The sequence below is a fragment of the Corynebacterium sp. genome, from assembly GCF_030532195.1.
Lineage (GTDB): Bacteria > Actinomycetota > Actinomycetes > Mycobacteriales > Mycobacteriaceae > Corynebacterium.
This window is the reverse complement of record NZ_JAUNLP010000002.1, coordinates 264,812-291,437: the sequence shown is the minus strand read 5'-3', so window position 1 is coordinate 291,437 and position 26,626 is coordinate 264,812. Positions and strand designations below refer to the sequence as shown.

The 26,626-nt window shown below is 57.2% G+C and carries 23 protein-coding genes, 2 tRNA genes and 1 pseudogene; 19 read left to right on the top strand and 7 right to left on the bottom strand.

The genetic code is table 11. The features are described from left to right. The first annotated feature begins 18 nt into the window (after positions 1–18). The 8 genes and pseudogenes from Q4E11_RS04075 to Q4E11_RS04040 all read left to right on the top strand — a co-directional run bounded on the left by Q4E11_RS04075 (position 19) and on the right by Q4E11_RS04040 (position 9,578). Entirely contained in the window at positions 19–1,317 is a 1,299-nt protein-coding gene (locus Q4E11_RS04075; protein WP_303163885.1) for an FtsX-like permease family protein, read from the top strand. Positions 1,318–1,422: 105 nt separating this feature from the next. Continuing rightward, entirely contained in the window at positions 1,423–2,697 is a 1,275-nt protein-coding gene (locus Q4E11_RS04070) for a PhoH family protein (RefSeq protein ID WP_303163883.1), read from the top strand. A gap of 95 nt (positions 2,698–2,792) precedes the next feature. Continuing rightward, positions 2,793–3,929 (top strand): ABC transporter ATP-binding protein, encoded by a 1,137-nt coding sequence (locus Q4E11_RS04065; RefSeq protein ID WP_303163881.1) that lies wholly within the window; start codon positions 2,793–2,795, stop codon positions 3,927–3,929. A 45-nt stretch (positions 3,930–3,974) separates the two neighbouring features. After that, a pseudogene (locus Q4E11_RS04060) lies at positions 3,975–5,192 on the top strand (DUF4032 domain-containing protein). A gap of 490 nt (positions 5,193–5,682) precedes the next feature. Continuing rightward, positions 5,683–6,963, top strand: a complete 1,281-nt coding sequence (locus Q4E11_RS04055) for an ABC transporter substrate-binding protein (RefSeq protein ID WP_368410409.1) — start codon at positions 5,683–5,685, stop codon at positions 6,961–6,963. A gap of 153 nt (positions 6,964–7,116) precedes the next feature. After that, the gene (locus Q4E11_RS04050; protein WP_303163878.1) at positions 7,117–7,962 is read left to right on the top strand and encodes a carbohydrate ABC transporter permease; all 846 of its coding nucleotides are present in this window, start codon (positions 7,117–7,119) and stop codon (positions 7,960–7,962) included. A gap of 2 nt (positions 7,963–7,964) precedes the next feature. Next, positions 7,965–8,870: a carbohydrate ABC transporter permease gene (locus Q4E11_RS04045; protein ID WP_303163875.1), complete on the top strand. Its 906-nt coding sequence runs from the start codon at positions 7,965–7,967 to the stop codon at positions 8,868–8,870. Positions 8,871–8,921: 51 nt separating this feature from the next. Further along, positions 8,922–9,578, top strand: coding sequence for a DUF624 domain-containing protein (locus tag Q4E11_RS04040; protein ID WP_303163873.1), 657 nt, complete (start codon positions 8,922–8,924; stop codon positions 9,576–9,578). An 8-nt stretch (positions 9,579–9,586) separates the two neighbouring features. On the opposite strand, the gene Q4E11_RS04035 is transcribed toward Q4E11_RS04040, so the two are convergent. Then, the gene (locus Q4E11_RS04035) at positions 9,587–10,591 is read right to left on the bottom strand and encodes a PfkB family carbohydrate kinase (protein ID WP_303163872.1); all 1,005 of its coding nucleotides are present in this window, start codon (positions 10,589–10,591) and stop codon (positions 9,587–9,589) included. A gap of 115 nt (positions 10,592–10,706) precedes the next feature. Here Q4E11_RS04035 and Q4E11_RS04030 point away from each other — a divergent pair, with 115 nt between their 5' ends. After that, positions 10,707–11,273: a thymidine kinase gene (locus Q4E11_RS04030; RefSeq protein ID WP_303163869.1), complete on the top strand. Its 567-nt coding sequence runs from the start codon at positions 10,707–10,709 to the stop codon at positions 11,271–11,273. On the opposite strand, the gene Q4E11_RS04025 is transcribed toward Q4E11_RS04030, so the two are convergent. Next, positions 11,274–11,347: transfer RNA gene (locus Q4E11_RS04025), tRNA-Ile, on the bottom strand. 255 nt (positions 11,348–11,602) lie between these two features. Here Q4E11_RS04025 and Q4E11_RS04020 point away from each other — a divergent pair. From Q4E11_RS04020 to Q4E11_RS04005, 4 genes are all read left to right on the top strand, one after another. Next, entirely contained in the window at positions 11,603–13,210 is a 1,608-nt protein-coding gene (locus tag Q4E11_RS04020) for a DHA2 family efflux MFS transporter permease subunit (RefSeq protein ID WP_303163868.1), read from the top strand. Positions 13,211–13,516: 306 nt separating this feature from the next. Further along, positions 13,517–14,860 (top strand): dicarboxylate/amino acid:cation symporter, encoded by a 1,344-nt coding sequence (locus Q4E11_RS04015; RefSeq protein ID WP_303163867.1) that lies wholly within the window; start codon positions 13,517–13,519, stop codon positions 14,858–14,860. A 10-nt stretch (positions 14,861–14,870) separates the two neighbouring features. Then, complete coding sequence (locus Q4E11_RS04010) at positions 14,871–15,725, top strand: serine hydrolase (protein WP_303163866.1); 855 nt, start codon at positions 14,871–14,873, stop codon at positions 15,723–15,725. A gap of 244 nt (positions 15,726–15,969) precedes the next feature. Next, the gene (locus Q4E11_RS04005; protein ID WP_303163865.1) at positions 15,970–16,587 is read left to right on the top strand and encodes a DUF3145 family protein; all 618 of its coding nucleotides are present in this window, start codon (positions 15,970–15,972) and stop codon (positions 16,585–16,587) included. Here the strand turns inward: Q4E11_RS04005 and Q4E11_RS04000 are convergent. Together Q4E11_RS04000 and aceE are read right to left on the bottom strand one after the other, a co-directional pair. After that, complete coding sequence (locus Q4E11_RS04000; RefSeq protein ID WP_303163863.1) at positions 16,563–16,925, bottom strand: acyl carrier protein; 363 nt, start codon at positions 16,923–16,925, stop codon at positions 16,563–16,565. The genes Q4E11_RS04005 and Q4E11_RS04000 overlap by 25 nt on opposite strands. A 3-nt stretch (positions 16,926–16,928) precedes the next feature. Next, on the bottom strand, positions 16,929–19,670 hold the full coding sequence (gene aceE / locus Q4E11_RS03995; protein WP_303163862.1) for a pyruvate dehydrogenase (acetyl-transferring), homodimeric type: 2,742 nt from the start codon (positions 19,668–19,670) through the stop codon (positions 16,929–16,931). A gap of 261 nt (positions 19,671–19,931) precedes the next feature. Here aceE and Q4E11_RS03990 point away from each other — a divergent pair, with 261 nt between their 5' ends. From Q4E11_RS03990 to Q4E11_RS03975, 4 genes are all read left to right on the top strand, one after another. Next, positions 19,932–20,342 carry a DUF3052 domain-containing protein gene (locus Q4E11_RS03990; RefSeq protein WP_303163860.1) on the top strand — a complete coding sequence of 137 codons (411 nt, stop codon included), beginning with the start codon at positions 19,932–19,934 and terminating at the stop codon, positions 20,340–20,342. 119 nt (positions 20,343–20,461) lie between these two features. Continuing rightward, positions 20,462–20,533 (top strand) — tRNA-Val (locus Q4E11_RS03985). Between the two features lie 242 nt (positions 20,534–20,775). After that, a complete protein-coding gene (locus tag Q4E11_RS03980; RefSeq protein ID WP_303163858.1) occupies positions 20,776–21,381 on the top strand; it encodes a hypothetical protein in 606 nt (201 codons plus the stop codon). A 1-nt stretch (position 21,382) separates the two neighbouring features. Further along, the gene (locus Q4E11_RS03975) at positions 21,383–22,321 is read left to right on the top strand and encodes a cobalamin biosynthesis protein (protein WP_303163856.1); all 939 of its coding nucleotides are present in this window, start codon (positions 21,383–21,385) and stop codon (positions 22,319–22,321) included. On the opposite strand, the gene Q4E11_RS03970 is transcribed toward Q4E11_RS03975, so the two are convergent. Then, the gene (locus Q4E11_RS03970) at positions 22,318–23,304 is read right to left on the bottom strand and encodes an SURF1 family protein (RefSeq protein WP_303163854.1); all 987 of its coding nucleotides are present in this window, start codon (positions 23,302–23,304) and stop codon (positions 22,318–22,320) included. The two genes, Q4E11_RS03975 and Q4E11_RS03970, sit on opposite strands and share 4 nt — an antisense overlap. A 271-nt stretch (positions 23,305–23,575) precedes the next feature. On the opposite strand from Q4E11_RS03970, the gene Q4E11_RS03965 reads away from it, so the two are divergent. Next, positions 23,576–24,163, top strand: coding sequence for a GtrA family protein (locus Q4E11_RS03965; protein ID WP_303163852.1), 588 nt, complete (start codon positions 23,576–23,578; stop codon positions 24,161–24,163). 33 nt (positions 24,164–24,196) lie between these two features. Here the strand turns inward: Q4E11_RS03965 and Q4E11_RS03960 are convergent, their stop codons facing one another. Beyond that, positions 24,197–24,706 carry a low molecular weight protein-tyrosine-phosphatase gene (locus tag Q4E11_RS03960; RefSeq protein ID WP_303163850.1) on the bottom strand — a complete coding sequence of 170 codons (510 nt, stop codon included), beginning with the start codon at positions 24,704–24,706 and terminating at the stop codon, positions 24,197–24,199. 62 nt (positions 24,707–24,768) lie between these two features. Next, entirely contained in the window at positions 24,769–25,449 is a 681-nt protein-coding gene (locus Q4E11_RS03955; RefSeq protein ID WP_303163849.1) for an HAD hydrolase-like protein, read from the bottom strand. Positions 25,450–25,484: 35 nt separating this feature from the next. Here Q4E11_RS03955 and cobC point away from each other — a divergent pair, with 35 nt between their 5' ends. Beyond that, positions 25,485–26,606 carry an Rv2231c family pyridoxal phosphate-dependent protein CobC gene (gene cobC, locus Q4E11_RS03950; protein ID WP_303163847.1) on the top strand — a complete coding sequence of 374 codons (1,122 nt, stop codon included), beginning with the start codon at positions 25,485–25,487 and terminating at the stop codon, positions 26,604–26,606. Positions 26,607–26,626: the final 20 nt, after the last annotated feature.

Sequence of the window (26,626 nt, the reverse complement as noted above, 5' to 3'; positions counted from 1 at the left end):
ACGCTGTCGGTCATAGCCATGACAGTCAGTACCTGGTTGGCACTTGTAGTTGTCGGTGGCACGATGATGTTTTACCGACGTATGCAGGCTGAACCGCCACTGCCGCCGAACCCGACTTCTGAGGATTATATGAATCAGGGGCCAGGGGAGATGTACCTGCAGTTAGCGCTGGTTGCCTGTGTCTTTGTGATTCCGGCGATGGTGTCGCTAGTAGCTCAGTCGGCGGTGCTCGGTGCCGCCGGGCGCGAGCGACGATTGGCCACATTGCGTTTGCTTGGCTTGTCCAACGGGGCTGTTGCTCGCATGGTCATTATCGAGACTCTCGTGCTTGCCGCAATTGGCATTGTGCTGGGGACACTGTTGTCCATTGCTACCGCGCCGTTTTGGGCGATGGTGAAGTTCAACAATGAATACCTGGATACGTGGGACATGCTGTTGCCCTGGTGGGGATATCCGCTGGTCTGGGGAGCTGTCATTCTCCTCGCGCTCATTGCTGCGGTTCTTGGCCTGACCAGAGTGATGATTTCTCCGTTGGGTGTCGCCCGACGAGAAAATCCCGAGTCAGCTAAATGGTGGCGTGCAATTGTGGCAATCGCAATTGGTATCGGTGTCTATTTCGCAATTTCCAACACCAATATTGTGAATGAGACTATCGGCGGCACCCTCGGTATTGCAGCAATGATGTACCTAATGGTGATGGCCATTGGCCTGGTAGCGCCATTTTTGATTCAGACAATTGCACGTATGTCCAGCATCTTTGGTGCGCCGAGTGATTTTGTGGCCACTCGACGAGTTGCAGCAAATGCCAAGGAAACGTGGCGGCGAGTCAGTGCGATGACATTTCTATCATTCTTGCTCGGCTTCACTTTGCTGATGCCGACAGCAGAACAGATTGAAATGTATTCGGACAACACTCTTGTCAGTGATATTACGGTGGGTGTCTTTATCACGTTTGTGATTGGATTCATTCTCCTGCTGGTATCCACGGTTTTGACTCAGGCGTCCGCAGTTTATGAGGAGGCATCGCTGACGAAGGCGCTGGATTACATTGGTACGCCCATTGCTTTCCACCGCACAGTCGCTTTTAAACAGACATTTTTCCCGATGCTCGCTACCAGCATTCTTGGTTTCCTCCTCGGCGCATTTTTGGGCGTGGTCATGTTCGGCTCTAGTGTTGATGGTGTCATCTTTAGTGGCCGCTCTGTTGTTGTGGCAGTCGGTTATGTCGCGGCCGTGGTGGCGGTTGGTGCTGTGACTTTTGCTGTGGATCCGTTGCGTCGTAAGCTGCTGGGTCGCCAGGTGCGTCGTAATGATTAGGTTCAACTTGAGGCTTAGAGCCTGTAACCGTTTGTAAGCACTTTGATAACCAAGCATTCATCTCACAACCACGTAATTTCTACCTCTGGCTCTTAGCCTGAGGGCATGCGTACCTACGTGCTTGATACATCGGTCCTGCTGTCCGATCCCCACGCCATAAAGAAGTTCGATGAGCACCAAGTCGTGCTTCCGCTGGTGGTGGTGAGTGAGTTGGAGGCCAAGCGCCACCATCCGGAACTGGGGTGGTTCGCTCGGGAAGCGCTCCGTTTCCTGGAAGAACTGCGCTACCGCCATGGCCACTTGGACCGGCCTGTGCCCGCCAATGATGTTGGCGGGCTTTTGCATATTGAGCTCAACCACTCCGATCCATCGATCCTCCCAGCCGGCTTCCGCAACGACGAAAACGACCACCGAATCCTCGCATGTGCACTCAACCTCCAGCATGACGGGCACGATGTCGTGCTGGTCACCAAGGACATCCCGCTTCGCGTCAAAGCCGGTGCGGTCGGCTTGCCTGCCGACGATTACCGCGCGCAAGACGTTGTCCTGACTGGGTATTCCGGGATGGTGGAAGTAGACGTCGATCCGGAGGAGATTGACCGTCTATTTGCCAATGGTTTCCTGGAGCTCGAACAGGTTCAAGATCAGCCACTGCACTGTGGGGTGCAGCTCAGCTCTGGTAGCCAATCTGCGCTGGGCCGAGTGAGCGCTCCGGGCGTCGTCAAGCTTGTGCGAGGCGATGCGGAGGCGTTCGGCCTGAAGGGGCGTTCGGCAGAGCAGCGCGTCGCCCTTGATCTGCTGCTGGATGAGTCGGTGGGGATTGTCTCTCTCGGTGGGCGCGCCGGTACTGGTAAGTCGGCGCTTGCTCTGTGCGCCGGCCTGGAGTCGGTGTTGGAGCGTGGTCAGCACCGCCGGATTGTCGTGTTCCGTCCGCTCTACGCTGTCGGCGGGCAAAACCTCGGCTACCTGCCCGGTAGTGAGGATGAGAAGATGAACCCCTGGGCACAGGCTGTCTATGACACGTTGGAAGGGTTGGTCTCCGACAACGTGATGGATGAAATCGCTTCCCGCGACATGCTGGAGGTCCTGCCACTGACGCATATCCGCGGTCGAAGTCTGCATGACAGCTTTGTCATTGTCGATGAGGCGCAGTCGTTGGAGCGCAATGTGCTGCTGACTGTGCTGTCGCGGCTCGGCACGAATTCGCGCGTGATTCTCACCCACGATGTGGCGCAGCGTGACAACCTGCGAGTGGGCAGGCACGACGGCGTTCAGGCAGTAATTGAAAAGCTCAAAGGGCATGAGCTTTTCGCACATATCACGCTGAAGCGCTCGGAGCGCTCGAAGATTGCGGAGCTGGTAACCAGCTTGCTGGATTAAGAGTAGAATTCGGTAGCGGATACGCAGCATTTCCTGCGCCTATCTTTCACTCGGATCGTTCGGCACGTACCTGCCGATGAAAGGTGTAATTTCACATGGCTACCGTGACATTTTCTAATGCCACTCGTATCTACCCAGGGGCCACGAAGCCGTCTGTAGATAAGTTCAATCTCGAGATTGCAGACGGTGAGTTCCTGGTTCTGGTCGGCCCTTCCGGCTGTGGTAAGTCCACCACGCTGCGTATGCTGGCCGGCTTGGAAGAGGTCAACGAGGGCAAGATTTTTATTGGCGATCGAGATGTGACCAACGTGTCACCAAAAGATCGTGACATCGCCATGGTCTTCCAGAACTACGCTCTGTACCCACACATGACCGTGCGGGAAAACATGGGCTTTGCACTGAAGATCGCAGGCGTTGACAAGGAAGAGATCAACCGCCGCGTTGAAGAGGCTGCAAAGACTCTGGACCTGACGCAGTTCCTGGATCGCAAGCCAAAGGCCCTGTCCGGTGGTCAGCGCCAGCGTGTGGCAATGGGCCGCGCAATTGTGCGTAAGCCGCAGGTATTCCTCATGGATGAGCCACTGTCGAACTTGGATGCCAAGCTGCGTGTGCAAACTCGTACCCAAATCGCGAAAATGCAGCGTGAAATGGGTGTGACCACGATGTATGTCACCCACGATCAGACGGAGGCCCTGACCATGGGCGACCGCATTGCGGTCATCAATTTCGGTGTGCTCCAGCAGGTGGGTACCCCGGAAGAACTGTATGAGACCCCGGCTAATGAGTTCGTCGCGGGCTTCATCGGCTCGCCGGCTATGAACCTGGGCACCTTCGATGTCGCCAATGGCTACGCCGCGCTCGGCGAGGCCCGAATTAAGATGCCGCAGGCTGCACTCGACGCGATGTCGCCGGAGGACAACAACAAGGTCATCATCGGCTTCCGGCCAGAGGCCCTCGAGCTTGTCGACGGTCCTGGGGACGACGTCATCCCGGTGAAGATTAACTTGGTCGAGGAACTGGGCTCGGATGCTTACATGTACGGCGACTTGGTCGGCGGTGGCGCCTTGAGCTCCGGTTCCGCATCTAATCCGGATGAGGAAGAGCACGGCCAGGTGGTCATCCGTACCGCTCCGCGCACGGCACCGAAGCTGGGTTCCACCGTGTATGCAAAGGTTTTGCCGGGTAAGCTGCACCTGTTTGCAAAGTCCACTGGGCTGCGTCTGCCCAGCTAGAGTGCGGGGAAAGGGCCAACCCTCACGGCAATTGGAGGTCAAACAATGGCGAGAAGCATGAAAATTGCTGCAACCACTGTGGCTTCACAGCTTCTTCAATTGCCGTGGCATCTGCCGCTGGAGCAGTGGCCCATGAAGTAGCTGGCAGCTCTGCCGCAGGGCATCTCGCGTCACGTTGTGCGCTTTGTCAATCTCGATGACCGCGTCATTGCAGTCAAAGAGATTGGTGAGTACACGGCCCATCATGAGTACCAAATGCTCCGCGAGCTCGGCAGTCTTGGTGTTCCCGCAGTACGCCCGCTTGCCGTCATCACCGGTCGCAAAGACGATGAGGGGGAGTCGCTAACAGCCGCACTGGTGACCGAGCATTTGGAGTATTCATTGCCGTATCGGGCAATGTTTTCGCAGCAGGTCACGCCTGAGACCGTCGTCAGGCTTATTGATTCCCTCGCCGTCCTGCTCGTGCGCCTGCATTTGCAGGGCTTTTATTGGGGCGATGTGTCGTTGTCGAACACGCTCTTCCGGCGCGACGCCGATGCTTTTTCCGCGTATCTCGTGGACGCGGAGACAGGGGATCTGCAGACAAAGCTCTCGACAAGTCGCCGGCTTTACGACGTAGACGTTGCGCGTACCAATATCATCGGAGAGTTGATGGATCTCCAGGCCGGGGGATTTTTAGACTCTGGACTTGATGTGATTGATATCGGGACTCGCATTGAGCGGAGGTACGTGAGCCTGTGGGAGGAGCTGACAGGGGAGGAGGCCATTGGGCTTGCCGAAGCGTGGAAGGTAGATGAACGCATTCGTCGGCTCAATGAGCTGGGATTTGATGTCGGTGAACTGAAGCTGACCAGCGAGGATAATAAGGTTATTTTCCGTCCGCGCGTGGTTGATGCAGGGCATCATCATCGGCAGTTGATGCGGTTGACTGGCTTGGATGTGGGGGAGCAGCAGGCACGTCGCATGCTCAACAGTATGCAGACATTCCGGCTGTCACAGGGGTTGGAGGATGCCCCGCTGGAGCAGGTGGCTCATAAGTGGCTCATCGAGGAGTTTGAGGCAACAATTTCCGCGGTGCCTGGTGATTTGCGGAATAAGTTGCAGGCTGCGCAGATTTTTCACGAGATTTTGGAACACCGCTGGTACATGGCGGAAAACCGCCAGGCGGATGTGCCTTTGGCGGAAGCGACGCAGAGCTATGTTGATAAGGTTTTGCCTCAGCATCGAGATGAGTCGGTGTTCTTGGATACCGCTCTTGAGTGACTTTTCGCTGGTAGGGCGGGCTGCTCTGAAAGTGATTATAAAGAAAGCACTATGGGGCGAACGGGGGTACTTTCTTAACCGGTTTAGTCTCTGCTGAGGTGGCAACATTAAGTCGAGCGCGGTCGGTTTTGCGCTGTGACCTGCCTATATGCTTCCGGGTTTGGCCGATAGTGCTGGTCTTTGCCCGCATCTCTTTCCATTTGTTAAGAGGGTCCTTGGTTTTTGTTCCTTTGTCTCAGTGAATCCTGCTAAATCTGATAACGAGACAGTGCCCAAGATGTTGATTGACAGGGGTTTTGCTTAACCTGCTCGGTTTGCAAAGCACAAAAGTAAAGCCTTTTAGTCAGTAAATGTCTGCGATGGGCAATCCGATAGAGGCGAGACTGACCTTGGCAAGGATTGTTGTGTGGTGAGTCTGCCTTCTTCGTAAAGGGAGAAAATAGTGAGGAAATTCAAGCGCACAACTGCTCTGCTCACGGCAGGTTTCTTGATGGCAACTGGTCTGGCTGCTTGCTCAAGCGATGACGCTACTGCTGACGGCGGTGTCTACTTCCTGAACTTTAAGCCGGAACAGGATGCGGCTTATCAGAAGATCGCAAAGGCCTACACAGACAAGACCGGTGTCAACGTCAAGGTGGTCACTGCCGCCTCTGGTTCCTACGAGCAAACCCTGAAGGCCGAGATTGGCAAGAAGGATGCGCCGACGATGTTCCAGGTCAACGGCCCAACCGGTCTGCGCACCTGGCAGCAGTACATGGCTGATATGTCGGACACAGAAATTGCCAAGAACCTGAATCCGGATATTGAGCCGCTGAAGGGCGAAGACGGCAAAATTTACGGCGTCCCATTCGCCGTCGAGGGCTATGGCCTGATCTACAACGAAGAGATCATGGACAAGTACTTCGCTCTGCCAGACGCCAAGGCTAAGAGCGTTGATGAAATCAAGGACTTCGGCAAGCTCAAGGAAGTTGCTGAAGACATGCAGGCGAAGAAGGACAAGCTGGGCATCACCGGCACCTTTGCTTCGACCTCGCTTGCTTCCGGGGAGGATTGGCGCTGGCAGACTCACTTGGCGAATAGCCCGGTTCACTACGAATTTGAAGACCTGGGCACCAAGGAAACCCCAGATGTGAAGTTCAAGTACAACAAGGAGTTCAAGAACCTCTTTGATCTGTACCTGAACAACTCCACCGTGGAAAAGACTCTTGCACCGTCGAAGGCTGTCTCTGATTCGATGGCCGAATTTGCACAGGGCAAGGCCGCAATGGTGCAGAACGGTAACTGGGCCTGGTCTCAGATCAGCGAAGTCTCCGGCAACGTGGTCAAGGAAGACAAGATCAAGTTTATGCCGATGTACATGGGGCTGAAGGATGAAGACAAGACTGGTATTTCCGTCGGTACGGAGAACTACCTGACTGTCAACGCCAAGGCTTCTGAGGCATCGCAGAAGGCTACGAAGGACTTCATCAACTGGCTGTTCAACACGGATGAGGGTAAGAAGTACGTCGTCGAAGAACTCAACTTCATCGCTCCGTTCAAGAACTTCACCGATGCTGATACCCCGAATGACCCGTTGGCAAAGGAAGTTGCTGCAGCTATTGCGAACAAGGACGTCGCCACCATCCCGTGGGACTTCCAGTACTTCCCATCGCAGCAGTTCAAGGATGATTTCGGTGCCGCTTTGGCACAGTACGCCTCCGGCAAGATGAAGTGGGACGACGTGGTGAAGACCTTCACGGACAGCTGGGCCGCGGAGTCTCCCACCAAGTAACTACATAGTGCGACCACGGTATCTCCACGGTCGCACCCATTAGCAAGGCGGGGCGCATCCATAGATGGCCGCGTTCAAGGCCATAAAGTTGCTGGTTCGGTACGCGTCTAGTCGGGGTACGCCCCGCCTTTAGCTTGAAAAGCGGTGTTGTAAATGCAAGCCACCTTGAAAAAGTATTTCCCAATTTTCGTACTGCCTACGCTTATTGCATTCGCAATTGCGTTTCTTGTGCCGTTCGTAATGGGCTTTTTCCTCTCGTTCACCAGTTTCACTACGATTACGGACGCTCAGTGGGTCGGCATTGAAAATTACAAGCAAGCCTTTAGCGAGCGCGAAGGATTTGTGGCCTCCTTCGGCTTCACGGCTCTTGTCGTTGTGGTGTCGATCATTACGGTTAACTTGTTTGCCTTCTGGATTGCGTGGATTCTGACGCGCAAGCTCAAGGGCACAAACTTCTTCCGTACCGTGTTCTTCATGCCAAACCTCATCGGTGGCATTGTTCTGGGTTACACCTGGCAGTCCATGATTAATGCGGTGTTGGCAAACTATGGCACAACCATTGTTTCGGACTGGAAGTTTGGTTACGCCGGCTTGATCATCCTTATTAACTGGCAGCTGGTCGGTTACATGATGATTATCTACATTGCCGGTCTGCAAAATGTGCCTCCGGAGTTGATTGAGGCCGCTGAAATTGATGGTGCTGGTCGCTGGGAAATCCTGCGGCACGTGACCATTCCAATGGTGATGCCATCGATTACCATCTGCCTGTTCCTGACGCTGTCGAACACCTTCAAGCTCTTCGACCAGAACCTGGCTCTGACCAATGGCGCGCCGGGTTCGCAGACGGAAATGGTTGCCCTCAACATCGTCAACACTATGTTCAACCGCATCGGTGTCGAGGGTGTTGGCCAGGCTAAGGCAGTCATCTTTGTCGTCGTGGTTGTTGTAATCGCGATGCTGCAGTTGCGACTGACTCGCAACAAGGAAGTGGAGGCATAAAAATGTCTGTCGATGCTAAAGCTACCCAGACAACTAAGGCCCCGAAGGCTGCAAAGAAGTCGGATGAGGCAAAGGTCCATGGCATTTCCAAGGGCATCATCTATGCCATCCTGGTTTTCCTGACTGTTGTTTTCTTGGGGCCCATCGCGTTTATCCTCTTCAACTCCTTTAAGAGCAAGTTCGCCATTTCGGACAACCCCTTCCAGCTGCCGCTGGGGGACATGTGGGTCGGTTTTGAAAACTACCGCGTTGGCCTTATGAAGGAAGGGTTCGGCTGGGCAATCGTCTGGTCGTTCGTGATTACCATTCTTTCCGTCATAGCCATCGTGTTCTTCTCTGCAATGACCGCCTACTACATCACGCGAGTGAAGACCTGGTGGACATCGCTGCTGTACTACCTGTTCGTCTTCTCCATGGTCATCCCATTCCAGATGGTCATGTTCCCGACGGTCAAGATCGCCGACATGCTGCACCTGAATAACCCAATCGGCATTGTGGTTCTGTATCTCGGCTTCGGCTCAGGTTTGTCGGTGTTCATGTTTGCCGGCTTCATCAAGTCCATCCCCATTGATATTGAAGAAGCTGCCATGATTGACGGCGCAAGTCCGATGCAAAATTACTTCCGCATCGTGCTGCCAATGCTCAAACCGACTGCCGTGACCGTGGCAATCCTCAATGCCATGTGGGTGTGGAACGACTACCTCCTGCCGTACCTGGTCATCGGTTTGTCGACCAAGTACAAGACCATTCCGGTTGTCGTTCAGAGCTTCGTGGGCTCGAATGGTAATCGCGACATGGGCGCGATGATGGCAATGCTGGTCCTCGCGATTATCCCAATCGTGATTTTCTACATTGCAACGCAGAAGCACATCATCGAAGGCGTCGCTGCCGGTGCTGTCAAGGGCTAAGGGGCGCAGCTAAGACGCTTAGCTCATAACAAAACAGGAGAATGACAAGACGTGGATAAATTCTTCAGCACAGATACCAAGTTCTATGCAGCGTGGTCGTTGCTGGCGGATTTAGTAATCATCAATATTTTGATGATTGCCACGTCTTTTCCTGTTCTCACAGGTGGCATCGCCACGCGTACAGGCGCAGTGGTCACGCGCAACATGGTGCGTGACGAAGGCTCAAACGCCACCCGCACCTACTTCCAATCACTGACGCGCAACTGGCGCACGCCGACTATCTGGTGGCTCTTGTTATTGCTTCTGACCTGCGGCATCAGCTACGAGTTGTACGTCATCTCTCGCGCCGACCTCGGCACCACGGGCATGATTTTCAACGCCGGCGTCATCTCCGGCGCGCTGATTCTGCTTGGAATCACCGCATGGTTCTTTCCACTGTGCGCGCTTGACGACGATCACATGCCGCTCGGCCGCACTCTCGCTACGGCAGCCGGCCTTGCCATCCGGCATCTGCCACGCACAGCGCTCGCGGTATTGGCAATGGCTATCGTGCCTCTTGCCATCTTCTTTTTCCCGACTCATCTGTGGGCCATCGTGACTTATTGGGCACTAATTGGCCGAGCGATGAGCTGGTACTTGGTGCAACTAGCAGTAGAGCCCGCATTGCCTAAGGCAAGCGAGCTCCGTGCAGTTGTTGCAACTGGGTAACCTGCTAATTAGCCCTTGAATTCGCGGGCGGCAGGGAAGTCTGGGTCCTCAATCATCTCCAGCAGCTGAGCACGAGGGGCAAAGGCGGCGCAGGCACCCATTGCCTGGACGGCTGCAGCGCCCGCTGCGGTGGCCAGGGTGACGGCGTCGGCAAGCGAAGACCCCTTTGCGAGCTCTGCGGTGAGCGTGCCGACAAACGCGTCGCCAGAACCGGTGCCGTCGACAACCTTTTCCTCTGGCAGTGTAAGCGCTGGCTGCTCGTAAATCGTCGGCTGATCTTCGAGGCCGGTCGCGTGCTCAGCGTAGAGGCAGCCATGATCGCCGCGCAGCATGATGACGCTCGGGCAGTACTGCAGTAGTGCCTCGATCTGTGCGCGGTAGTCGGTGGCGAGAATGCCTTCTGCGATGTCGAGGCGACGCAGCGTCTCCCATGCGCCCTTCATGTTCACAATCAGCGGATCTGCGTGGTCAATCAGCGCTGGCGTGGCGACAGTGACCGGGCTGAGATTCAGCACCAAACGGGCGTTGTGCATGGAAGCGACTGCAGCGATCGCTTCAGTGGCCTGGGGGAGTAGCTCACCCTGTGCCAGCACGATATCCGCAGTGGCGAATTCGTCGACGAAATCCGTCGGATCCGTCAGCTTATCGGCACCGCGCTGGACGAAGATAACCGGGCGGCCCTTCTTATTCGTCGCCACAAAAGCGCTGCCAGTGGGCATGTCCCAGGAAGTACGGATGGAGTGGACATCCACCCCGTGCGCGGTGAGCTCCTCTATCACAACATCAGCCGCGCGGTCCTCACCGACCGTGCCGGCCATGACCGCACGAACGCCGTCATAAGCGATGGCAACAGCCTGGTTTGCGCCCTTGCCGCCGAGAGAATCAGTACCGTCATCAACGATGAGAGTTCCGCCGTCTGCTGGCACACTATCGACCTTGACCAGCGTATCTAGATGGATTGAGCCGCAAACGACAACAGTGGGAGTCTCATTCAGTGAAGTACGTGCCTGCATAAATTTATAGAATAGTCGGGATTCGAAATCTGTGCCCGTGGCATGCGTTGAACACGCATGCGCCCGCCATAGTCGCATTTCGAGGCCAGGCCATTGGCTCCTAGAATCGATGGCTATGGCAAAACTGTACTTCCGCTACGGCACCATGAACAGCGGAAAATCCATCGAGGTCCTGCGCGTCGCATACAACTACCGCGAGCGCGATATGCGGCCGTTGATTGCAAAACCGGTAATCGACACGCTCGCCGAAGGCGACGTGCACTCCCGCATCGGCATTGCCGAGCGCGCACATCTCATTCATCCGGAAGATGACCTGAGTACGCTTGCCGACGGCTACGACTGCCTAATCATCGATGAGGCACAGTTTCTCACCCCTGACCAGGTCGATCAGCTGCTCGGCATTACCCTTCGCGGTACTCCGGTACTCTGCTATGGCCTGCGTACCGATTTTCGCACCCACGCGTTTCCCGGCTCTCAGCGACTGCTCGAAGTCGCCCACACCATTGAGGAAATCAAGACCATTTGCACCTGTGGTCAAAAGGCCATTTTTACCGCCCGGCTGAATCCAGATGGCAGCATCATTCTCGACGGCGAGACCGTGGACATCGAGGAGCTGGAAGCGCCGAAGTACATTTCGCTGTGCGCCAGCTGCTATAACCGCATGTCGGGAAAGTGGGATTAGTGCCCCCAGCAGGGCTCGAACCTGCGACAAAAGGATTATGAGTCCTCTGCTCTAACCGACTGAGCTATAGGGGCAAGGCATGAACAATGTGAGTTTTGCAGCAAAAATGCAGCAAGCACGTTAGTGCTCAAGGCCTCGCAACATCATAGCAATCGGTCGCTTGGCAGTGATAACGAACCCGCACTGGGGGGAAAACGGCACCGAAGCTTGGCACCAGGCCCGCACCGAAGCTTGGCACCAGGCATTCAACTCCACTCATGACCAAAGTCTTCAGAAGTTACGACTTTTGGTTGATGAGCCAATCCGGGGTTGCTCTTAAAATCAGCGCTATGACAACAACTCCGACAACGGGTGCCACAGGCAACCCGGAATCCAGCGCGAAAAGCGCTGCAAGCACAGTGATTACAGAGTTTGCATCCTCACCACAGCGCTGGTGGGGGCTGCTCGTGCTTGCTATTGGTCTCGGAATGATTGTCCTCGACGGCACCATTGTTGGCGTTTCGTTGCCGACCATCATCTCTGAGTTAGGCCTCGACATCGTCGGCGCACAGTGGATCACCACCATTTATTCGGTGGTCTTCGCAGCTCTCCTTCTCACGGCGGGAAGGGTCGGGGATCGCGTTGGCCGCCGCACAGTTTTCCTTGTTGGCCTCGTGGTTTTCACCCTTGGCTCCATCGTCGCGGCCCTATCCACGGCGCTGCTGCCGTTGCTGGTCGCGCGTATTATCCAAGGTGTCGGTGGCGCGTGCATTCTGCCGTCCACTCTGTCTAGCGTCAATGCACTCTTTCGTGGCAAGGACCGCGCTGCAGCCTTCGGCATTTGGGGCGCGGTTATGTCAGGTGCTGCTGCAGTCGGCCCGCTGCTTGGCGGTGTTCTTACTGAATACGCAGGTTGGCCAGCAATTTTCTGGGTCAATGTGCCGATTGCGGTCGTGCTATTCATCCTTGCACTGCGCTGGGTTCCCAATACCTCCGGCGATATCGATGAGGAGGGCTTTGATGTCCTCGGTCTCATCTTGTCCGCAATCGGATTCGGTGCCGTGGTTTACGGCATCATCCAGGGTGCCAAGATTGGTTTTGTCTTTCCCTCCGTGCCCGTCGTCACGCTGGTAATTGGAGCCGTGGTGCTCGTCGCCTTCGTGCTGTGGGAGAACCGTCGGCGCCGGGTGCAAGATCCGGCGTTGCTCGATGTTTCAATGTTCTCGTACGCGACGTTTAGCTGGGGAAATACGACGGCAATGCTCGTCGCAGTCGGTGAGTTCGCGCTGGTTTTCGTGCTACCGCTCTATCTCGTCTCGGCGATTGGCTTGTCGACGATTGCGACGGGCCTCGTCCTGGCAGCAATGGCCCTCGGCGCGTTTTTCGCCGGTGCGATGGCGCGTCATCTGGCTGCCTGGATCACGCCGGCCGGTGTGGTTATTTTGGGCCTTGGCCTGGAAGTATTCGGCTCGTTGCAGCTGGCGGCAGAGGAGCGCGTTGACTTGCCGCTGTGGCTTGTAGTGTTCGCGTTGATTGTCTACGGTCTGGGGCTTGGCCTGGCTTCGGCGCAGTTGACTTCGCTGGTCTTGGGGGACATTCCTGTGCGACTATCCGGTCAGGCATCAGCAACACAGTCGACGATTCGTCAGGTGGGGTCGGCGCTTGGTGCTGCACTTGGCGGTATGGCGCTGACAATTGGGCTCGACCGCGAAATTGGGAAACTCCCGCCGGAGCTCAGTCGGTTGGGGCAGGGGCTGAAGGAGTCTGCAGGTTCGATGCTGGTTGGGCTGCGTCAGCAGGGCGCGCCGGATGATGTCCTGGGGCCACTGACCAATGCCTTTGCCCATGCGACCCAAACCGCGCTGTACTCCGCAGTCGCGGCACTGGCGGTTGGTTTCCTGGGCTCCTTGAAAGTGCTGCAGCTACGCCGGAAGGCTGAAAAAGAGGGCTCCGAATAAAACGAGAATAAAACGAACTAAGAATTCGGAATATAACTCTGAGTGCACGTGTTGGAAATTGGTGTCACAACACCAACCGTGGCAGTCTTAACATCTGTCTATTACCCGGACTTACTAGTTAGAAGATTGACCAACATGAAGATGCTCACAAAGCGACGTTGGCTTGATTACGGCCGAATTTTCAGTTCCTCCTGTCTGTAACCACTCTGTGGCATCAATACGCCCAGGCGCGCAGGTGTGACCGCGCCGCACGTGTGTAACGAAAACAAAATTGCAGGAATAACTGCATGAATCGCAGGAGGAAAAGTGAATAAATTCAAATGGGCGACCGGTTTTGGTGCCCAAGTCGTCTACGGCCTCATCGTTGGTCTGATTCTTGGCTTTATGGCCCGCAATACGGGCGAGGACTCCACGTTCCGCACTGTTTTGGACGAGGTCGGCAGTACCTACGTCACTCTGCTGAAGCTGCTTATCCCGCCGCTGGTGGTCACCGCTGTGGTGGTCTCAATTGCTAACCTGCGTAAAGTTGCAGGTGCTGCCAAGCTCGCCATTTCCACGCTGATCTGGTTTGCAATTACCGCTTTTGCATCAGTGGTTATTGGCATTGTGCTGGGGCTGGTCATCAAGCCCGGTGTGAACTCGGGAGTTGACGCCTCGGCGGCGGCAGAGCCGGATACCGTGGGCTCGTGGTGGGCCTTTATCCAGGGCATTGTCCCGGAAAACTTCCTGGGCCTGGGGGTCAAGGTCAGTGAGACCGACGGTGTCACCGATGCGGCGTTGAACTTCAACGTCCTGCAGTTGCTGGTCATTGCCATCGTGTTTGGTATCGCCGCCGTCAAGGTTGGCTCCAAGGCCGAGCCATTTATTGAATTCTGTGGCTCGCTGTTGACTATCGTCCAGAAGGTGCTGTGGTGGGTCATTCGCCTGGCGCCAATTGGTACCGCTGCGCTGATTGGCCACGCTGTCGCAGAATACGGCTGGGAAGCCCTCGGCAGTCTGGGCAAGTTCGCCATTGCCATCTACGTCGGTCTTTTCCTGGTCATCGCAGTGGTCTACCCAATTGTTCTGAAGGCTCACGGCATCAGCCCGATGGACTTCTTCCGCCGCGTCTGGCCGGTCACCTCCTTGGGCTTTGTCTCCCGTTCGTCCATGGGCGTCATGCCAGTTACCGAGCGAGTAGTGTCCCGTCGTCTAGCGGTGCCGGATGAGTACGCCTCTTTCGCCGTGCCACTGGGCGCGACGACGAAGATGGACGGTTGCGCTGCCATATACCCAGCTATCGCCGCTATTTTCGTGTCGCAGTTCTACGGCGTGCCACTGGATTTCACTGACTACCTGCTCATTATCTTCGTCTCTGTCATTGGCTCGGCCGCAACGGCTGGCACCACAGGTGCGACGGTGATGTTGACTTTGACGCTGTCGACGCTGGGACTGCCACTCGCCGGTGTGGGCCTCCTGCTGGCAGTGGAGCCGATTGTGGATATGGGCCGTACGGCCGTCAATGTCACCGGCCAGGCTGTGGTCCCGTTGGTCGTCGCAAAGCGCGCCGGCATTTGGGACAAGGACGAGTGGGATGTCAGTGCTAACGCCGACCTCGCGCCAGCGGAGGAGAAGTCCGGAGAGCCTGCTGAAGCCACGTCGCTTGCGTAGTCTGGGGGGCATGAGTTCTTCCTGGTCCCCCTCTACACTTGCGCAAGTTTCTGACTGGCCCGTCGACACCGTCGCGGCTGCCGTGCGTGCCGACGATGGCAGCTGGCACACCCACGGTGATAGCAGTCGCATTTTTGAATTGGCCAGTGTGACTAAGCTGCTGGCTGCAGTCGGCATGCTGGTGGCTGTGGAGGAGGGCGCTGTTGAGCTGGATCAAGAGCTGACGCCTCCGGGTGGTGGCGCGACGGTTCGCCACCTGCTCGCGCACGCGGGCGGCGTGGGATTTGATAGCCGTGAGCTCGAGCGTGAACCGGGAAAGCGGCGTATCTACTCATCTGCTGGCTTTGACATCATTGCCGATGCCATTGCCGCAGAGGCGGAGATGCCGTTTAGTGAATACCTTGATCAGGCGGTGTTTCAGCCGCTTGGCATGGCCAGTTCGGTGTTGGATGGTTCGGCTGGTCACGGGGCGCGCAGCAGCGTCGATGATCTGATGGCGTTTGTTGATGAAGTCCTGGCTCCGACCATCCTGCATCCGGAGTCGGTCGATGAAGCCTTCACCGTGCAGTTCCCAGGGCTGGATGGCGTAGTGCCGGGCTATGGCATGCAGCGCCCTGCCGATTGGGGGCTTGGCTTTGAAATTTTTGGGAAGCCTGATTCCAAGCAGGGACTGTGGTTTGGTGCCTCGATGCCCGAGGATGTCGCGGGGCACTTTGGTCAGGCAGGCACGTTTGTCTGGCTGCATCGTCCAACTGGACGCGCAGCAATTGCCCTGACAGACCGTGCTTTTGGTGATTGGGCCAAGCCACTGTGGACCGATTTCAACGATGCGCTGTGGCGCGAATTGGCCGAGCACGCAGACTAGTATTTGGCTGAAAACGCCTAAGAGCAGCTAAATCACATCTGGGGGATTAAGCACTACTTGAGGGTTGCCAGCACGGGTTCACACAAATAACAATCGTAAACACGTGCAACGCAAACCTCAGAAGTGTTGTTTCACCGCAGAGCAAATGCGCAATGTGGCAAGAGTCGTTGGATGAGTTCGTAGGGGAAGACGAATCTCGTCTTACACCAACTGACCGCAACAATTTTTCCGAGGACCTTCGCTTATGCGCACCCAAATTACAGGTGTGCTGTGGATTCACAGCATGCCAGGGCCGCTGCAACCACACATCACGTGGGCGCTGGCCCGACTAAGCATGCCCGATGGCACTAAGCCAGGCCGGGAAATCTGGCGTGCGACTGGCCACGACGCGACGCTGTGCGCCGAGGTTCCGTTCATTGCTGAAGCAGGGACCGTCGGCACGCTTGTCGACGATCTGGGGCGGTGGCCGCATCTGTTTTTCGAGCTGGCTCAAGATCCGGCCGTAGATGCATCTGGCCGCGCCATTGACGGCATGCGGTATTGCCATGTCCCCGAACTGGGAACTTTTGCCGGACAGACAGATGCTGCCGGAAATATCGTCGTCAATGAGGATGCGCTGCGCGCAATCATGGCGCGTAGCAGCGGAAATGGCAACGCTATTGCCGAGGAATTGGACGCTGCCGTGGGTGGTCCCTGGGATCGCGTGCTAGAGCCTATGCGATTGGTCACCGCTGGTTTCGACGCCGCAGATTACAACATCGACGCCAGCGATGACGCAGTCGGTGACAATAGTGCTAGTGGGGCAGAGGCAGCTGATGTGCTGCAGCTCTACCCACGTCAGTCGCGTCGCGCGGCGATGTAGTCGACGACATCGCCAAGAGTTTTAAACGAGGGGATGTCCTCATCCTCGATGCGGACGCCGGTTTCCTCCTCGCAGCGAACTGCCAGCTCCACCACGCTGAGGCGGTCAAAGCCGTAACTAGCCAGCGGGGTGGACAGTTCGAGAGACGGTACCTCGTCGCCCGCCATCTTTTTCACAATGGCCGTGACCTCGCCGTGGACACCGTCGGGTAGGTTCTCGGCGGCATCGCCCTTGCCGGCTGCCCCGGCGGCTGCGGCATTGGCATCGGCCGCCTTGTCGCCATCGCCAGCCTGAGCGCCCAGTAGAGCGCTTAGCTGATCTCCAAGACTAGAGGTCATTTACTAATCTTCCTCGACTGTTGCGGTCGGATCAGTAATCTGCAGCTCGTCGGCTGCCTCCTGCGCAACCTCTGCGTCAATTTTGCCCTCGCGTGCCAGTGCAGCCAGCGCAGCTACAACCACAGATTCTGCATCGGAGTTAAAGAAGCGGCGAGCAGCAGCGCGAGTATCCGAAAAGCCGTAGCCGTCGGTACCCAGCACGGTGTAGTCGCCCGGAACCCACTTGCGAATCTGCTCCGGAATTGCGCGCTGGAAGTCAGAGACAGCGATGAATGGGCCATCGGTGTCAGCCAGCTGGCGAGTGACAAATGCGTCTTCCACCTCGGCGGTCGGGTTGTGCAGACGCTCGGTATCGCGCTTGTGGCCATCACGAGCGAGCTCATTCCACGACGTGACAGAGTAAATCGAGGATGCGACACCGTAGTCTTCCAGGATCTCCGCTGCACGCAATGCTTCCTGCATGCCAATGCCGGATGCCATGAGGTTGACGTGCTTGTCGCCCTCTGCCTTGCGGTAGCGGTAAATACCTGCCAGCAGGCCCTCAACGTCGAGGTCCTCCGGTGCAGCCGGCTGTGGAGTCGGCTCGTTGTAGATGGTCAGGTAGTACATGACATCTTCGCCGCGCTCCGGACCGTACATGCGGTCGATGCCGTCGCAGATGATGTACGCCAGCTCGTAGGCAAACGCCGGGTCAAAGGAGATGGTCGACGGATTAGTAGCCGCCAGCAGTGGGGAGTGGCCATCCATATGCTGCAGACCCTCGCCGGTCAGTGTCGTGCGACCGGCGGTGGCGCCCAGCAGGAAGCCGCGGGACATCTGGTCGCCGGCAGCCCACATGGAGTCACCGGTGCGCTGGAAACCAAACATCGAGTAGAAGATGTACAGCGGAATCATGGCCACACCGTGGGTGGCGTATGCCGAACCGACAGCGGTGAAGGAACCCATCGAGCCGGCCTCGGTGATGCCCTCGTGGAGAATCTGGCCGTCCTTGGCCTCCTTGTAGGACAGCATCAGCTCATGGTCGACCGGGGTGTAGTGCTGACCGTGCGGGTTGTAAATCTTCAGAGTCGGGAACCAGGAGTCCATACCGAAGGTACGTGCCTCATCCGGCACGATTGGGACGAAGCGGTCCTTCAGATCCTTGTTGCGCATGAGCTCCTTGAACACACGCACCGTCGCCATAGTGGTGGCGACCTTCTGCTTTCCAGAGCCCTTGAGCATGCCCTTGAGCTCGGTTGCTGCAGGCACCTTCAGCGGCTCATAGGTCGAGCGGCGCTCTGGCAGGAAGCCACCGAGCTCCTTGCGGCGCTCAAGCATGTACTTGATTTCCTCCGACTCCGGGCCGGGGTTGTAGTACGGCGGCAGGTATGGATCCTTCTCCAGTTCCTCATCGGAAATTGGAATGTTCTGCTTGTCGCGGAAGAGCTTTAGATCATCCAGTGTCAGCTTCTTCATCTGGTGCGTTGCATTGCGGCCCTCGAAGTTGTGGCCAAGACCGTAGCCCTTAATGGTGTGCGCCAGAATGACCGTCGGCTGATCCTTGGTCTCCAGGGCCTTCTTGTAGGCAGCGTAAATCTTGCGGTAGTCGTGACCGCCGCGGCGGAGATTCCAAATCTCCTCATCGGTCATGTCCTCAACCAGCTTGGCAGTGCGTGGATCGCGACCGAAGAAGTGCTCTCGGACCCATGCGCCGTCGTTAGCCTTCAGCGTCTGGTAGTCACCATCGCTGAACTCATTCATTAGGTTGACCAGCGCACCGTCCTTATCCTTTTCGAACAGCTCGTCCCACTCGCGGCCCCAAATGACCTTGATGACGTTCCAGCCGGCACCGCGGAAGAACGACTCCAGCTCCTGGATAATCTGGGTGTTACCGCGCACCGGGCCGTCGAGGCGCTGCAGGTTGCAGTTAATGACAAAAGTCAGGTTGTCCAGGTTATTCAGCGCAGCCTGCTGAATGGCGCCGCGCGACTCCGGCTCATCCATCTCGCCGTCGCCGAGGAATGCCCAGACGTGCTGCTGCGAGGTGTCCTTAATACCGCGGTCATGCAGGTAGCGGTTAAAGCGTGCCTGGTAGATGGCATTAAGCGGGCCAAGGCCCATGGAGACTGTCGGGAATTCCCAGAAGTCAGGCATACCGTGCGGGTGCGGGTAGGAGGGAAGACCCTTACCTTCACCGCGGGAGACTTCCTGGCGGAAGCCATCCAGGTCCTCCTCAGTAAGGCGGCCTTCGAGGAATGCACGAGCGTACATGCCCGGCGATGCGTGCCCCTGGAAGAAAATGTGGTCGCCGCCGCCTGGGTGGTCCTTGCCTCGGAAGAAGTGGTTGAAGCCGACTTCATAGAGCGGAGCTGCACTGGCGTAAGTAGAAATATGGCCACCGACGCCGATGCCGGGGCGCTGCGCTCGGTGCACCATGATGGCGGCATTCCAGCGCATCCACTTGCGGTAGCGGCGCTCAATGTCCTCATCACCCGGAAATTCGGGTTCCATCTCAGTAGGAATGGTGTTGACATGGTCGGTCGAAGTAAGCGGCGGCAGTGCAACGCGCTTTGCAGTAGCACGCTCCAGCAGACGTAGCATGAGGAAGCGGGCGCGTTCCGGGCCAGCCTCTTCCAGCAGTCCGTCGAGAGACTCTAGCCACTCACGGGTTTCTTCTGGATCTGCATCCTGGAGATAAGAGGCGACACCATCGCGAATAAGTGCGAAGTTCGACTCATCAGAGTGGGCTTTTGGCGTACCTGACATTGTGAGCTCCTTTCGGTACTGAGGAAAGGCAGAGTTATATCTTTCCAGTCTACTTCTCAATTACGCATTGTGCCCGTGCAGATTACTCGACTCCATTTGCGCCCTGTTTGCTCCTTCGGCTTTACGACGGTTGCAGTGAAAACTGCACCTTTTTGGGGAATTTTCTTTCTTACGTGCTGTGCAAAATGTATTTGGGCGGTAAAATTCCACGAGATAGCTTGAAATCTCGAGCTGAAAATCTGTTGAAGGAGGAAAAGGGAAGTGGTCAACGCCACAGGCGCTGTTCGTGACTATGCGAGCAGGCTCGGCATCAAGGAAGGTCAGCTTGTACAGGAAGTTGGCTGGGATACGGACTGTGACTCTGAAATCAGTGAGTCCGTAGAAAATTTCCTGGACGCTGATTTGCTTGATGAGGACACGGACGAGGTTGTTGACGTCGTTTTGTTGTGGTGGCGCGAAGAAGACGGCGATTTGGTTGACGGTCTTGTAGACGCTTCCCGTCCACTCGAGGATGAAGGCCGCGTGTGGCTGCTGACTCCGGGCGCTGGTCGTCCGGGTGCTATTGATCCGGGCGTGGTGGATGAGTCGGCTCAGCTGGCTGGCTTTTCCAATACCTCGGCACTGCGGTTGGGGGACTGGCAGGGTAACTGCCTGGTTCAGCGCAGCAGCTAATACTGGTTAGTGGTATCTAACTTTTCACGTCAAAGCCAGAGTGCAAAGGGGCAATTTTCGCCCTGTATGGTGCGAAATTGGCGGTCTGTGATTCTCGTGTGTTAAAGTTTCGCAGCAGCGCGGCGATAGCTCAGCGGTAGAGCTCTGGTTTTACACACCAGCGGTCGGGGGTTCGAAACCCTCTCGCCGCACAGTCAAAAGTCCGTCCGGTTTCTTTGTAAAGAGGCTGGACGGACTTTTTGTTTGCGCAGAAGTTTTGCATACGCCAAGGTCACCTACGGTTGCGTTAAGTAACACCGTCAAAAGTCCGCCAGAATCCGTTGCGCGTAGTCTAGCCGGTGCTAAGATTCCGGTTGTCACAATTCAACAATCTGTCACGAATTCCTCAACTGGGAACCTGACAGTAACTCAAAAGAAAGCCGGATACTGCCTTATGCGTTTTACCAAATCGCTTGCCGCCATTGTCCTTGCTGGATCACTTCTTTCGGGTCCTACCGCCTACGCCATTGGTGGCGATGGCAAACCGATGATTGACAATTCCACCTGTAAGGCAATGGTCAGCGCAGCAAACGCAGGTAAGCCGGTGGAGGATCCGAGCATCCTCCACACCTACGATGAAATGCCGTCCTACATTGTCGATGGCACGCTGGACTACGTCGTCGAGCCAAATTTCCCGTATCGCGATCAGTTGGAAACCGCCGCTAAGGAGTGGAATAAGGCTCTGGATGGCAAAGTTGTGCTGCGGGAAGTCAGCAAGGCCGATGCCGATGACGACACCGTGACTGTTCGCTACGCCCCGGATCCGAACTCGCAGACTCTGGCAGCCGCATCGGTTCCACGCAAGGACATGGTGGTCTTCATCGCTTCTGCAGACTACCCAGATGCCATTCGCAGAACGCTGGCGCACGAGTTCGGTCACCTGCTAGGTATTCGTCATACCTGCGACAACACTCTGATGGCAGCATCTAGGCACCGCCACCAGGCAACGCATATCACTCCACTGGACGTGGCAGCCGTCCTGCAAGGACAGTTTGATTAATGTGAAAACCAAGCCCAGGTGCCGCCGCCTCCTGCGACGCGGCGGAGCTATCGCGGTGGGGTACGCACTCGACCGTATCCTTGGTGATCCCACCAAGCACCATCCCGTGGCGGTCTACGGGCAAGCGGTCAGCAAGCTCGAAAAGCGCATCTACGCGAATTCGAAAGCGCGCGGTGTTGCATTCACCGTTATTGCTGTCAGTACGCCCGTCGCGATTACTGCGGCAGTCAGTAAAATCGCCCCAAACCTCGCACTGATTGCCACGACCTGGGCAAGTCTCGGCGGCACGACGTTGCGTCGCACAGGCGAGCGGATGGCTGACCGTCTTACAGCAGGTGATATCGAGGCCGCTCGCGAGCTGGTGCCCTGGCTCTGTTCCCGCGATCCACATTCGCTGGACGCTGATGGCATCGCTCGAGCCACCGTGGAATCACTCGCGGAAAATACCTCCGACGCTGTCACCGGCACGCTGCTGTGGGGTGCGATCGCAGGCGCGCCGGGCGTGGTCGCGCATCGCGCCATCAATACGCTCGACGCAATGGTGGGCTACCGCAGCAATCGATATCACCGCTTTGGGTGGGCGAGTGCACGGCTTGACGACGTCGCGGGTTTCCTCCCCGCCCGGCTAACTGCGGCGGCGACGGTGGTTGCAGGCCCGGACCGTCGTAAAGCAATTGCGGCGTGGCGAAAAGATGCGGGCAACCACCCGAGTCCGAACGCCGGCATCGTGGAAGCGAGCGCGGCGGGCGCGCTGGGCGTGCAGCTCGGCGGCAAGACTGTATATGCCAGTGGCGTGGAGATGCGGCCGGTGTTGGGGCGTGGGCCTGCGCCGGTGGTCGCGGATGTGCGATGCGCCACGGATTTGAGCAGGCGTGTGCAAAATATTGTGGCGGCCAGCTGTGTGCTGGCCGTAATCATTGCTGGTTGCGTGGCCGACTAGAAGCGTTCGTCGTAACGGTTATCGCGGTATCCCGCCGCGCGGTGGCCCGTGTTGCCGTAGCGCTGCGCCATGCGCTGTTGGCGCAGCTCGGCGGCGCGGTCGGCATCGGATTGTGCTGGCTTGGGCGTGGCGGTTTCTGTGGCGTCAGACGCCGAGGTGCTATCGGACTTCGCTGAATCCTGTGAAACGGGTTCTGCGGCTTCGGCGTCGCGGAGGTTGTGCGCCATCGCCTCTTGCTCTGCACGGTCGCGGCGTCGCTCAACGACTTCCGCGCGAATAAACCAGACGACCGCTAGCGGCACGCCGATACCGAAGAAAATCCACTGAATGCCGTAGGAGAGGTAGGGGCCTGACTCCAACGTGGGCAGTGGGATGGCCTCAATGACCGCCTCTGATTTGTCGGATAGTTGCAGCCAATCCGGGTTGAGTTCCGTTCCGACGAGCTTCGAAATCTCCTTGGTGTTGATTCCGTAGACCTGCGGTGGATTGCCGGGGATAGGTGCGGTTTCGGCGGGAATCTCATTGCGCCGAGTCACCGCGGAGATTGTCAATGTCCCCTTTGGAGCTGAGGCAACATCGGGGGCTTCGGAGTCAGTGGGGCGAACAAAGCCTCGGTTGACCAGGTAGTTTTCGCCATTGTTGGCGGCAAAGACATCCAGCACCTGGACGGCAGGGGCACCATTGACCGGGCGATTGCGCAGCAGGACTCGGCCATCTGGCAGGAATGATCCCTGCGCGGTGACACGACGCCACTCATTGCCCTCGGTAAAGCCCTTGCCCTTGGGCATCAACTCGTTAACATCAACGGGGTCTAGCTCGAATGAGTGCTCAAGTTGCTCGTTGCGGTGCTTCGTCGCAGTGTTTTTGCCCAGCTGCCACGGAGCCAAGACAGTAAACGCGAGGTACGAAAACGCAATGGCGACAACGGCGGTGAGAACCCATCCAGGGGTCAGAAATTGGCGCACATTCTTAAACACAGTCATTGAGCTTACCTGGTAGAGCGGATAGCACAGAAGGCACTCAGGGCGCGCCTTTGCATGTGCAGTTGGGCAGTGAAGCCTAAGGTATGTGGGCGATATCTCGTTGCCACGAGATAACGTTCACACGGTATAGCAGTTAACTTCAGGTAAAGTTATGCGGGCACATTTGGCATAAAAATCCGTAATCGGCCCGTCATTGGTCCGAAATTGGAATGCCAACAGTCGGGAAGTCATCGGAAAACTAGGTATGATTTTGGGAGAGAGAGGTGCCGTGGTGGGCACGCAAACAGCGGAAACCTCGGCGTCGAGTCGCTTCGGTACTGTGTCACGTCAGTTCATCAAGTTCGGACTCGTCGGCGGCACCGGTGTGATTGTCAACCTCATCGTGGTGATTATCGCCCGCAAGGTCGGTCTGAGCCTGGACACCAATGAGCATGATGTGTTCTTAAATCTTTTGGGGACACGCTGGAATATCCGCTACTCCCACGTCTATGCAACCCTGGCGTTCCTGGTAGCCAATATCTGGAACTTCCAGCTCAACCGCTCGTGGACCTTCCGGACCAAGAACCGCCCGAACTGGTTTAAGCAGTTCTTCCCGTTCCTGTTCGCCGGCTTGTCGGCGCTGATTGTCAACCTGATTGTCATCACGCTGCTGACAAACCCGACATCGCCGCTGGCGCTGCCCACCGACATCTTCGATGATTCCACCGGTTTCAGGAATCGTCTGTACTGGGCAAACCTGATTGGTGTCATCCTGGGCACACCAGCGAACTTCATATTGAACAAGATTTGGACATTCCGTGCCCGCAAGCAAAAGCCGGAAAAGTACGTGCTTCACCCAGCGGAGGAAATGCCAAATTAGCGCCTGAGCCGGCGCTAGGCGGCGAATGCCGATTTAACGCTCGGAGACCAGATCCAAGGTCTCCCGTATCCAGGTGATAATCCCTGGGGTAGCAGCCTCAATTTCCTCGCGAGTCCGGACAAACCCCTCCGGACCGCCGTAGTACGGATCGGCAACGACCGCACCCTTGGGGGAGGACGGGTCGAATGAGCGCATGAGGCGAATCTTCTCATTCGGCACGCCGGCACGCAGCAGGCTGTTGACATGGCCTTCATCCATGGCGACGAACAGGGTGGCATCCATGTGCTCACCACCGAGTTGTGCTGCGGTGTGCGAGGGGTCGTAGCCAGCATCTTCCAGCTCGGCCTGAGCGCGCTCATCAGCGGGCTCGCCGACATGCCAGCCACCGATGCCGCAGGAGGCGAGCAGGACATCGTCGGCAAGCCCGGCGGTTTCTACGGCGTCGCGGACGATGATTTCCGCCATGGGCGAGCGGCAGATATTTCCGGAGCAGACAAACACGACATACACGGACTCAGTACGGTGCGACGAGTTCATAAGCATAATAGGCAATACCAAACTTCTCAGAAGATAAGGATAGGGTTGTCAACATTCGTTAACGAGTATTAAAGATACAACATTTCTCGGACCACTCTGTCCAGCTCCTCCGGGGAAGCAGCAATGGCAGCTGCCTGATCCAATTCCGCTTTCTGTCCGTAGCCCCATTCCACTGCGATGGCTGGAATCCCAAATTGTGCCGCGCCCTCGAAATCATGAATGCGGTCGCCCACCATCACCACCGCGCCTTTCGGGCGATCAGCTGCGTTACGAGCGATACCTAAGCTGTCCAGCGTGTGCGCAATGACATCGACTTTCTGCTGTCGCGTGCCATCGTCACTGGCCGCACCGATGAAGTCGAACGCGTCTAGCAGACCAAAATTGTCCAGCGTCTTGCGGGCAAAGTACTCGCCTTTGGACGTCGCTGTTGCCAGCCGCACCCCGGCCTCGCGCCAGTTGTGAAGTAGCTCCGGCCAGCCAGGGAACATCTCTGCTCGCTTCCACGCACCGGCGTGCTGGTTTTCCATATACACGCTAAAGGCGCGGTCAACCTGCTCGTCGGAAAGCCCAAGCGATGCCAGCGTCTCCACCATCGGCGGACCCGGAATCGTGTTAATGAAGCTCGTCGGTGGAATCGGGTGGTCAATTGCCTCGAGCGCCAGACGGAAACCATGCGCAATTGCCGGCAGGGAATCAGCGATGGTGCCGTCGACATCAATGAGAACTGTGGGGCTGTGGCCAGTGGACATATTGTTCATCCTAAAAGGTCATTAGTGTTAATGGCATGTTGAACGACCCGCTGCGCTACCACGGTGATCAGGCCGCCTTTGATGCTGACCTCGACTTTGCCGTCAATGTCCGCGGCCGAACTCCGCAGTGGCTACAGGACGAACTCGCCGCCGGCCTTGGCGAACTCGCCGCCTATCCCTCCGCGCAGTTCGATGCCGAGGTTCGCAGGACAATTGCAGCCAGCCACGGCCGCAGCGCCGACGAAGTACTTCTGCTCCACGGCGTCGCCGAAGGTTTCTCGCTCCTGCCGCACCTGGAACTCCCCGCCATCATCATTCAGCCGCAGTTCACCGAACCCGAAGCCGCATTCCGCGCCGCGGGCGCACAGGTCGATTCGCTCGTCCTGCCGTCGCCATACACGCTGTCGGCGCTGCTTGACGACGTCTCGAGTGGCGCAGCCGAACAGCTATCTCGGCAGCTTAACGGCAGGGTGGTGGTCATCGGCAATCCCACCAACCCCACCGGAGTCGCGCATTCTGCCGAGCACATCCGAGCGCTGGCCAGCTATTGTGACGTCCTTGTTGTCGATGAAGCGTTCATGGATGTCTGCGACGAGGCCACTATTCAACAGTGCTCGGTCGCTGGGGAGCGCTTGGATAATGTCATTGTCTTTCGCAGCATGACCAAGACCTGGGCGATTGCTGGTCTGCGCTGTGGGTACGCACTGGGCAGCCCAACGCTCCTTGAACGACTGGCACGAATGCGTCCGCATTGGCCGCTGGGCACACTACAGCTCACCGCCATGGCAGCTATCACCGCGCGGGAGGCGGAGCTGTTGCCAGAAATTCGCAGGGAGATCCGCCACCAGCGGGAGGCCATGACCACACTGCTACAAGCCGCAGGCTGGCAGGTTCAGCCGTCCGCGGCGCCGTTTGTGCTGGCCCGCCCACCAGCACTGCAGGAGCTCCAGCAGGATCAGCGCGCAGGAGAGTGTGACGTCGTAAAGCATGAGCAATTGCGTGAGCGGCTCTCTGAGCGCGGTGTGGCGGTGCGGCGGTGCGATACCTTCACCGGACTCGATGAATCGTGGTGGAGATTGGCGGTGCGCGACGGCGCAAGTGTACGTTCGCTTATCGCTGAGACCGAAGCTGCGGCAGCCGCAGACCTGATGCAGTAGTCGCGAGTTCACTACGCTGG

What these genes read in the sequence shown, in the direction of transcription:
- Q4E11_RS04070 (WP_303163883.1), top strand. Translation starts at nt 1,423, where the DNA reads ATGCGTACCTACGTGCTTGATACATCGGTCCTGCTGTCCGATCCCCAC.
- aceE (WP_303163862.1), bottom strand. Translation starts at nt 19,670, where the DNA reads ATGTCAGGTACGCCAAAAGCCCACTCTGATGAGTCGAACTTCGCACTT.
- Q4E11_RS04050 (WP_303163878.1), top strand. Translation starts at nt 7,117, where the DNA reads ATGCAAGCCACCTTGAAAAAGTATTTCCCAATTTTCGTACTGCCTACG.
- Q4E11_RS03970 (WP_303163854.1), bottom strand. Translation starts at nt 23,304, where the DNA reads ATGACTGTGTTTAAGAATGTGCGCCAATTTCTGACCCCTGGATGGGTT.
- Q4E11_RS04000 (WP_303163863.1), bottom strand. Translation starts at nt 16,925, where the DNA reads ATGACCTCTAGTCTTGGAGATCAGCTAAGCGCTCTACTGGGCGCTCAG.
- Q4E11_RS04035 (WP_303163872.1), bottom strand. Translation starts at nt 10,591, where the DNA reads ATGCAGGCACGTACTTCACTGAATGAGACTCCCACTGTTGTCGTTTGC.
- Q4E11_RS04065 (WP_303163881.1), top strand. Translation starts at nt 2,793, where the DNA reads ATGGCTACCGTGACATTTTCTAATGCCACTCGTATCTACCCAGGGGCC.
- Q4E11_RS04010 (WP_303163866.1), top strand. Translation starts at nt 14,871, where the DNA reads ATGAGTTCTTCCTGGTCCCCCTCTACACTTGCGCAAGTTTCTGACTGG.
- Q4E11_RS04030 (WP_303163869.1), top strand. Translation starts at nt 10,707, where the DNA reads ATGGCAAAACTGTACTTCCGCTACGGCACCATGAACAGCGGAAAATCC.
- Q4E11_RS04045 (WP_303163875.1), top strand. Translation starts at nt 7,965, where the DNA reads ATGTCTGTCGATGCTAAAGCTACCCAGACAACTAAGGCCCCGAAGGCT.
- Q4E11_RS04055 (WP_368410409.1), top strand. Translation starts at nt 5,683, where the DNA reads ATGGCAACTGGTCTGGCTGCTTGCTCAAGCGATGACGCTACTGCTGAC.
- Q4E11_RS04020 (WP_303163868.1), top strand. Translation starts at nt 11,603, where the DNA reads ATGACAACAACTCCGACAACGGGTGCCACAGGCAACCCGGAATCCAGC.
- Q4E11_RS04075 (WP_303163885.1), top strand. Translation starts at nt 19, where the DNA reads ATGACAGTCAGTACCTGGTTGGCACTTGTAGTTGTCGGTGGCACGATG.
- Q4E11_RS03980 (WP_303163858.1), top strand. Translation starts at nt 20,776, where the DNA reads ATGCGTTTTACCAAATCGCTTGCCGCCATTGTCCTTGCTGGATCACTT.
- Q4E11_RS03955 (WP_303163849.1), bottom strand. Translation starts at nt 25,449, where the DNA reads ATGTCCACTGGCCACAGCCCCACAGTTCTCATTGATGTCGACGGCACC.
- cobC (WP_303163847.1), top strand. Translation starts at nt 25,485, where the DNA reads ATGTTGAACGACCCGCTGCGCTACCACGGTGATCAGGCCGCCTTTGAT.
- Q4E11_RS03960 (WP_303163850.1), bottom strand. Translation starts at nt 24,706, where the DNA reads ATGCTTATGAACTCGTCGCACCGTACTGAGTCCGTGTATGTCGTGTTT.
- Q4E11_RS04005 (WP_303163865.1), top strand. Translation starts at nt 15,970, where the DNA reads ATGCGCACCCAAATTACAGGTGTGCTGTGGATTCACAGCATGCCAGGG.